Consider the following 8,273-nt stretch of genomic DNA (forward strand, 5'->3'; position numbering starts at 1 on the left):
CTAGGATAGATTCCTCTGACTTTTGCGACGAGGAGTCCCTGCACCGCAGGAGCAATAATCATTAATGTTCGGATAGTGTTACTTGTAGGAGACTTATGGCACAGTCCCAAAAATCGCTACATTGGTTTCAGATTCTTCGCTAGCCGTTCAATCATCCAAGACAAACGCTTTTCGCGTCCAGTGTCGGTTTTTGCATCATAGTATGCCCGCGTGTAGGTCTTTTTGACAGAGAGAGACATTGCTTGGAAATTTGTATAAGCTGCCTCATGTTTCTTTAATAAGCTTGCTACGGTATAGATTTGTTCCTCCGAAATCTTTGGAGACTGAACCGCATCCCATTGACCGTTTTTCTTGGCCTCTTCTATTTTTCTTCGACCATAATCAGTCATTAGTCCTTGGCTTTCCAATGTTTCAGCTAGTGCTTTGTTTTTTTCTGACCACTTGCTGTTCTTTCTGCGCCTCGCAAAGTATTTCTTGTATGTTTTATCATCAATCTTTTGCATGACGCCATCGATCCAGCCAAAACAAAGCGCTTCTTCAAGTGCCTCGTGAGCCTTTATCGTCTTAGGACCGCCAGCTTTTCCGATCAAAAGCCAAACCCCTTCACTTGATACACCATACTCTTGAAGCCAGTCACGAAATTCATTTCTATTTGTAAATGTAATGCTGTTGTCCATAGAATCCCTCTCATCTTCTTTATCCACTTTGGACACCTTTTTAAGGAAACTGGGTCTTGACTTGCGCAATAGTCGAATGAGTCATTTTCCAATAAATCACTGTGGGGTAGGTCAACATATAAGCATCGTAAAGCAGCAGACAACTATCGAGTCTCTGAAATAAAGTGACTTCCCTATGTCGACTGCTTTGCTTATCCAAAAAACAAGTAGCCGCAAGGAGATAAACTGTTGAATCTATCTATAAAGCAACCCCCCTGAATTTCAGGGGGGTTTGCTTTACCCATCCATCATCTTTTCATCAATGGGGACGTTTTATTTATGACTCCGGCAGTAGGACTCGAACCTACGACATCATGATTAACAGTCATGCGCTACTACCAACTGAGCTATGCCGGAAGAATCTACCTGTAATATAGCAAATATTCAGATAAGTTGGCAAGTGAAAAAAGAAATTTTTGCTTCTTTGTCTTGTTGTTCACCTTTTTTGACAAAAAATCCCAGTACTCTTGAAAAAATGGAATTGACAAACAGCAGGCTTTCAGGTATTCTATATCTTGTGTTAAATAACAAGCCGCTTTAGCTCAGTTGGTAGAGCGCATCCATGGTAAGGATGAGGTCGACGGTTCAAGCCCGTCAAGTGGCTTTCTCAAAACAACGTTCTTGGGACGTTGTTTTTTTGTTTGCAGTTAGCACCGATGATTTTCAGTTGCTCCTTATTTCAACAACGAAAATGATAAACGGTCCATGCATTGCATCACTATTTCACACTGTTCATTATGTTCATTTGAACAATCATAAATATCAATGATTCTCAAGAATAACTTCTTAGCCTATTATTTATCCAGTCACCAAAACTAGCTACGTATTCTATAGGGCCTTGTATTATTACTCTGGCTTGTTCTTTAGAAATTGCCTGATAAAAGAACTGTCGGTTTTCTCCATCGTATACATTGTTATATTGATTCAACAAATCATTTTTTAAATTTTCAACTAACCTCATACTAGAGATTGGAATATTAATGACGAGTATTGAACCCGTTTTAAAATGATTCTCGTTTTCAAAAAAGTTAGTAACAGGGTTCTCAACTGACTGACCTATAAAACGATACACTTCGGATTTCAAAAATTTCCATTGTCCACCAATCTTTTGCCCTTTTAATTTACCATCAGACAAGTAGTTTCTAATAGTTCTTGTAGTTACTCCCAATGCATCCGCAACTTCAGATACACTTAGCAAATCGTGATTCATAGTTTATCTCCTTACATTAATAATTTTGTTCGCGTATTTCTTGAATGATTTATCATGGGTTGTATATAAAATAATTTTCTCTTGTGATTTGATTGTAATGAAATTCAATATTGCATTTGCAGATTCTTTATCTATATTACTAATGCTTTCATCTAAAATATATAATTCTGCATCAGATATAATTAATCTACATACTGCAATTCTTTGTTTTTCTCCTCCAGATAAATTCGCACCATTTTCTAATAATACACTATCCCAATGCTTTTCTTTAAATATCGGACTTAAAATACCAGATGTTTCAATCAAATATTTTTCATCTCTGGTTAGTTTTCTTCCCATTCCTATATTGTTTTCTAATGACGTAGACAAAATCGTTGGATCTTGTGAAATATAAGCAATTTTATTCCTTAAACTTGAATTTTCCAAGCTGTTAATTTCTAATCCATTGATCTTTATTCCTTTAGATTTTCTAAATTTCAACATCAGTCTCAATAGAGAAGTTTTTCCACTACCAGAATCTCCTTCTATATAAACTATATCCCCTTTATTCACTACTTCTTTTAAATTATAATTAAAAATTTGTTTATTTATTAAAAATGATGGGAAATTAAACTCAATATTGTTTATATTTTGTATTTTTATTTCCCCATTTTCTTCACGTAATAAGTCAAGATTATTCTTAATGAACTCATTAGAAATAGTTAAAGATTTATAATCTACATTTGCCTTAGATAAATCACTTAAAGCGGAATAATACATTGGAATAACAATACTTAGAATAATTAAATTTCCCACAGGAAATTCATTTTGAACAATTAATATACTCGCCCAAATATAAGTCATATTTTGAACCAATTGATTAATAAAGACAATAGCATTACTAGTAACTTGTGCATATTTATTATTATTTGCTAATGAATCATACATTGCAATCATCTTTGGTTTAAGCAGATGTTCTAATGCAGATACATTAGCTTGGGATTTTATATTATCCACATTTGATAATGTCACAATTAAATCTTTATTTGCACTTGCAGCATCTTTTTGCATTTTTTCCATTCTAATAGATAATTGCTTGTTAATATGCTTAAAGCCAACTAAATTTAAAGGAAGTAATATCAATAAGAGCAAAAAAATTTTCCATGATATAAATCCAACAATTCCTAGAGATAACAAAATTACAAAACATGACTTTACTATAGTCGATACACTATTAATCAAAAATAAATATAAAGAATCCACTGAAGTAAATATACGATTAATTAAATACGTGGGTTCTTTTTCAATAAAACCATCATAAGAAATTTTAGTCAGCTTACTTATCAGTTTGAACAAATAATTCGAATTAAACTTTGCTGCAAAATTTTCTCTATACACGAGCATGAAAGTCTGCAATAAGAAAGAAAATAACATAACTATAACTATAAAGAGCATTATCTCATAGGTTAGTTTGATCTTATTTTCATTAAAATATTGTATGAATAGAGGAGTAATCATTGATGTTAAAGAGCCAATAACAACTAATAGACTGGTTATTAATACAAATTGCTTATTTTCTTTTAGAACATTTTTCATATTTTTTCCTCTTTTTCGTTTTATTTTTCATAATTGTACTCTTTATCATTTATAAAAGTCAATTATTTCCCTTGAATTAGGAAAAAATACGAAAAAACAAAACGACACTTCAATTAGAAAATATACGAACACCTGCCTTGAATAAAGCAACTACAAACTATTTAAATAGTACGTGTGGGAAATTAGTTGGAAGTGGGAAATTAAATAGTTACGGAAAACAGGAAAATGGAGAGTTATTGCAGAAAAAATAAACTAGCATAAACATTCCCAGCTTATTTCGTATTCAGACCTTGCTGCTCTCCAGTTAGTCGTAGTTAGTCTATTTACTCCGTATACGGTGAAATCACTTATCTGATTTTATAACCATTACTAAGTACGATTACTTCATCAACAATTTCAAGGTTTTTCGGACGATGGGTAATCATAAGGACGATCCTATTCTTAAATATTTTCATTACTTCTTTGAGCAACTTTTCTTCGGTTGATTCATCCAATGCCGAAGTGGCCTCATCTATCACTATTATCTCTGCAGTAGAAAAGAACATTCTCGCAAACGCAATACGCTGCTTCTCTCCACCAGAAATATTAGAACCTTTTTCACCAATTCATGTATCTAATCCTTCTTCAAGTGAATGATAAAAATGTCCTAATTGACATTTCTCTAGTGCCTCTATTACTTGAATATCTGGTATATTTTTGTCAAAAACAATATTTTCTTTTAATGTTCCCTGAAAAATAGGAGCATCTTGTGAGAGATAGAAAATATGATTGTAGTATTCATTTAAATTATACGAAGATAAATTCTTATGATTCACAAAAATATCTCCACTAGTGGGTTTGAATAATCCCAATATAACTTTCATCAAAGAAGATTTCCCAGCTCCACTTTCTCCAACAAGTCCAAAATTTTATCTTTCTCTAAGTCTAAATTGAAATCTTTCAATATTCGTTTGTTTTGAATGGTTAAATTTAAATTGGTCAGACTGATAGTTGCTATGGATTGTATAGGTGCTCCTTCGATGAAGAGGCCTTCATCATTTGAAGTATCATAAAAATCTTGTAATCGTTGATATGTAACTTTATCCAAATGATATTGGACAAAAACTACATTGAAGATAGCAATTGGTGTATAAACTCTATCGACATAAGTAACCAACGCGACTAATCCACCTAAACTAATAGATATAACGTTTGCAAATGTTAATATAACGATGACTAATTTAATGACCGCAACTAGAAAAGCAAAAAAGCCAAAGAAAAATTCATGTATCATTGTCATTTTTATTAAATTGTTTGTTGTAGAAATTAACATTTCGTGATAGTTAGCTATTTCTTTTTTATAGCGTTTATTTATTCGAAAAGTAACCATTTCTGTGATGCCACGTATTAAAGTATTATTCATTATTTCTTCAGAGATTAGTGAGTTTTCTTTTATAGCTTTTAATATTTTCAACAAATACTTGGTTACAATAAAGATAAAAATGTAGCCGATTAAAATGGCTGGAACTAATTTTAAATCGATTATCGCTATAAAAAACAAATTAAAAAAAGTTTCTGGTATTAACTCTCTAAAAAGTCTTCCGTAAAAGTTTAAATGAATATTTCTACCAGCGCTTGACCCAGCCTCAACTTTTTGCAAAAGCGAGCCCGAACCAATCTTTAGATATTCCGAATAGGAAATTCTACTAATCTTGTCTAATGCCATTTCTTTTAAATAAAAGAAAATACCACTTTGGAGTTTCATTTTAGGCTTTTGTTCTAGATAAGAAAATATTGGAACGAAGATAATTGTCAATCCATAAATCACTAGATTTAGAATAGGCATGCTTTGACCAAATGCATCTAGCAACTTTTGAAAATAAAACACATTAATAGCACTTACTAAAGAAACTGCTACACCAATACCGACATAAACTGAGAACTCTATTTTGAAGCGCTTCCAAATTTTGTAGTCATTTTTCTCCACCATTCTGATACTAAAATAATCTGTTTCCTTCGTTTTTCACATAGTATGTATGCAACTAAAATTTTACTTCATGGCGGGATGAAATTCTAGCAATAAAATAAAGAGAAATCTGTACAAATTATAGATATAATCACAAAACAGCACTATCATTGAAGCTAAAAAATATTATTTTGTTTTCAAACAAATCCAATTGCTTGATTGAAAAGAATCAAATCTAAAATCATCGATAGATACACTACTGCTGTCCATAATACTTTCCTCATGTCTGAATAAAAATATAAAAGTTTTTCTCAAATCTATATCAACTAGATATAGTACAACTGCACTAGATTTTGTTGTATTCACCATGTGTGATTCCTATCTGATAAATCAACTTAGACCTATCAGATTACGTTATCCAAAACTTCATCAAATAAAAAAGGGAAATCAGCAGTTACCTGATTTCCCTTTTTTGATCAAACAAATCAATAGTTTATTTCACAACAAATACCGAACATTTTGCATGGTTGACGACATAGTCAGTTGTCGATCCCACTACAGCTCTTGTGAGAGTTCCTTTACCCGTCGCACCAATCACGATTAGATCAATTGGATAAGTTTCTGTTGCTGCATGGATGATAAATCGCTTAGGGTCTCCTACCTCTACGATCACCGCAACGTCTTCGACACCATGGTTATTTGCATCATAGATTTTCTTTAGCATCTCGGTTTCAACCCTCGTCTTTTCCTGTTCAAATAGCTTTGAAAAAGAATAAGCACTCGTTGAAAGCTCTGCATTGTTAATGATTGAAAGGACATACAGTTTGGCTTTGTTTCGTTTGCAAATATCGACAGCTTCCCAAAAGGCCTTTTCTGATTGCTCAGAACCATCTAACGCAACGAGAACATTTTGACATGTACGCAACATTTTTATCCCCTCCTCTTTAGTTTACCACATTCAAGTGACAGCTGAAAGATTCATGAATGAACTGCTTTGTTATTTTTATTTTTTCTGTTCCAATTGCATGCAATATATGTTTTTTTACTTCATTTCCCATGAATAAACCTTAAACATCTACAAAGATTTCTAGAATTTCATTCAAACAGGCTCTTTCATGCTAGAATCATAGTGAACAACTGATTTGAGGTGAAGACAATGCGTCAATTCTTTCAAGCCCTGTTAACTTTTATTCTGTATATTGGTCTTTTTTTCGTGATTCTCGGATTGATAGCCTACTTCTTACTACGATAGGAACGAAATAACACCTGAGTCTTTGCATCTTAGCATTTCCATGTTAAAATAACAAAAGAAGCAGTGTGCCCTTTTAGTCGTCTTCCCCAAGCTAACTATCTGGTCCAATGCTTTTCGTTATCTGTTTATAAGTTTTTTATGTTCAAGTCAATCAGCCAACAAAGAAAAATAGCAATTGCTTTTATAGAAAGAAGGTACTAGAAATGGAGCTAACGATTACCACAGAAGCAGCACAACGTCTTCCACAAGGTACAACTCAATTTATCTTGACAGCCAATGATGGTTCCAACCAGTTTTCCTCTGCTGAAGGCTGCTGTATGATTGGCGAGCGTTTCTTGATCGCACCTATTGAAGAAATCATTGTTCCTTTTACATTAGAGATCCCTAGCAATTTGTTTACTTTCTATACTTCTGAGTACGACACAATGTTTTTAACTGGTCACCTCGAGTTAATGGTGCATCCGACTTCCGGCACCCTCGTTTTGAAAAATGAGAGTGGCTATCTGGATAATAACGTCTTAGTCCTAAAAACTACTACCATCAAATAACATTCATGAGCTTAAAAAAGAGTCGAAGTAAGTCCCGCTACTAATCAAACATCGCGGGGATAATCACCTTTCTTCCTCTGTTCTAAGCTCTTTTTTGCATTTATTTTCCAGCATGATCCATTCTGATCAATTCCAGCAAATCTAGGGGTTTTTCTGCCAAGGCGACTGCTCCTGCAGAAAGTAGTTCTTCCTCACTACCAAATCCATAAAGAACACCGATCGCGGATAACCCATTGGCTTTTGCTCCTAGAATGTCATGGCTTCGATCACCAATCATTAAGGCACTTGTATTGCCATCCGCCTTCTCTAGTGCATATGCAAGGACTGCCGCTTTTTCTCCCCGCTTATTTTCAAGATCAGCTCCGTAAATTCCTTTGAAGTAATCTGTAAAATCTAAGTAACTTAAAATTTCTTTTGCGAATATCTCTGGTTTTGACGTAGCAATGAAGACATCATGTGTTTCCGAAAGTTCAGCCAAAGTGGTTTCGATTTTTTCGTAAGGCGTAATCTGAAACATCCCTTTTTCTCGATAATTCTCCCGATAATATTTCACAGCACGCTGCGCAGTCTCTTCTGTAAAGCCTAGATCACGAAAAGAATTAATCAGTGGTGGACCAACAAAGGCTCTCAATCCATCGGTTGAGAGAGGTTCATGTCCTAATTTTTCCAGTGCATAGCGAATCGAAGAATAGATTCCTTCGCTAGAATCAATGATCGTACCATCTAAATCAAAAAATAATTGTTGTTTCATGTCATCTCCCCTTTTCCTTATTATAGGAAAAAAAGGACTCTCCCGCAAACGCTTCTTTTTTGAAACATTCGACAAATCGACTGATCTTTTGGTTCCTCAAAATAGTTTTAACTTTTATCTGCAAAAAAAGAGCGATCTTTCCGCTAGTAGAAAGACCGCTCCAAAATGGCAAAAAAAAGATAGCTTCACAGCTATCGATAACTCCGGCAGTAGGACTCGAACCTACGACATCATGATTAACAGTCATGCGCTACTACCAACTGAGCTATGCCGGAA

6 protein-coding genes, 3 tRNA genes and 1 pseudogene are annotated in these 8,273 nt (G+C 33.9%); 2 read left to right on the forward strand and 8 right to left on the reverse strand.

The window, feature by feature from the left end; genetic code table 11:
• Positions 1 to 116: 116 nt before the first annotated feature.
• Positions 117 to 677 (reverse strand): YdeI family protein, encoded by a 561-nt coding sequence (locus tag AB5Z52_RS15040; RefSeq protein ID WP_003127314.1) that lies wholly within the window; start codon positions 675 to 677, stop codon positions 117 to 119.
• Positions 678 to 999: 322 nt separating this feature from the next.
• Positions 1,000 to 1,073: transfer RNA gene (locus tag AB5Z52_RS15045), tRNA-Asn, on the reverse strand.
• A gap of 174 nt (positions 1,074 to 1,247) precedes the next feature.
• Here AB5Z52_RS15045 and AB5Z52_RS15050 point away from each other — a divergent pair.
• Positions 1,248 to 1,320: transfer RNA gene (locus tag AB5Z52_RS15050), tRNA-Thr, on the forward strand.
• A gap of 168 nt (positions 1,321 to 1,488) precedes the next feature.
• Here the strand turns inward: AB5Z52_RS15050 and AB5Z52_RS15055 are convergent.
• From AB5Z52_RS15055 to AB5Z52_RS15070, 4 genes and pseudogenes are all read right to left on the reverse strand, one after another.
• Positions 1,489 to 1,926 (reverse strand): helix-turn-helix domain-containing protein, encoded by a 438-nt coding sequence (locus AB5Z52_RS15055; RefSeq protein WP_003127312.1) that lies wholly within the window; start codon positions 1,924 to 1,926, stop codon positions 1,489 to 1,491.
• A 3-nt stretch (positions 1,927 to 1,929) separates the two neighbouring features.
• Entirely contained in the window at positions 1,930 to 3,501 is a 1,572-nt protein-coding gene (locus AB5Z52_RS15060; protein WP_003127311.1) for an ABC transporter ATP-binding protein, read from the reverse strand.
• Between the two features lie 347 nt (positions 3,502 to 3,848).
• Positions 3,849 to 5,470, reverse strand: a pseudogene (locus AB5Z52_RS15065) (ATP-binding cassette domain-containing protein).
• Between the two features lie 469 nt (positions 5,471 to 5,939).
• Entirely contained in the window at positions 5,940 to 6,374 is a 435-nt protein-coding gene (locus tag AB5Z52_RS15070) for a universal stress protein (protein WP_003127309.1), read from the reverse strand.
• Between the two features lie 527 nt (positions 6,375 to 6,901).
• On the opposite strand from AB5Z52_RS15070, the gene AB5Z52_RS15075 reads away from it, so the two are divergent.
• Positions 6,902 to 7,246 carry an iron-sulfur cluster biosynthesis family protein gene (locus AB5Z52_RS15075; RefSeq protein WP_003127308.1) on the forward strand — a complete coding sequence of 115 codons (345 nt, stop codon included), beginning with the start codon at positions 6,902 to 6,904 and terminating at the stop codon, positions 7,244 to 7,246.
• A gap of 100 nt (positions 7,247 to 7,346) precedes the next feature.
• Here AB5Z52_RS15075 and AB5Z52_RS15080 read toward each other — a convergent pair whose 3' ends face one another.
• Together AB5Z52_RS15080 and AB5Z52_RS15085 are read right to left on the reverse strand one after the other, a co-directional pair.
• Complete coding sequence (locus AB5Z52_RS15080) at positions 7,347 to 7,997, reverse strand: HAD-IA family hydrolase (protein ID WP_003127307.1); 651 nt, start codon at positions 7,995 to 7,997, stop codon at positions 7,347 to 7,349.
• A 201-nt stretch (positions 7,998 to 8,198) separates the two neighbouring features.
• Positions 8,199 to 8,272: transfer RNA gene (locus AB5Z52_RS15085), tRNA-Asn, on the reverse strand.
• Position 8,273 lies beyond the last annotated feature (1 nt).

Source organism: Enterococcus sp. RTP21361st1_A6_RTP21361_211029 (genome assembly GCF_040910045.1).
Lineage (GTDB): Bacteria > Bacillota > Bacilli > Lactobacillales > Enterococcaceae > Enterococcus_D > Enterococcus_D gallinarum.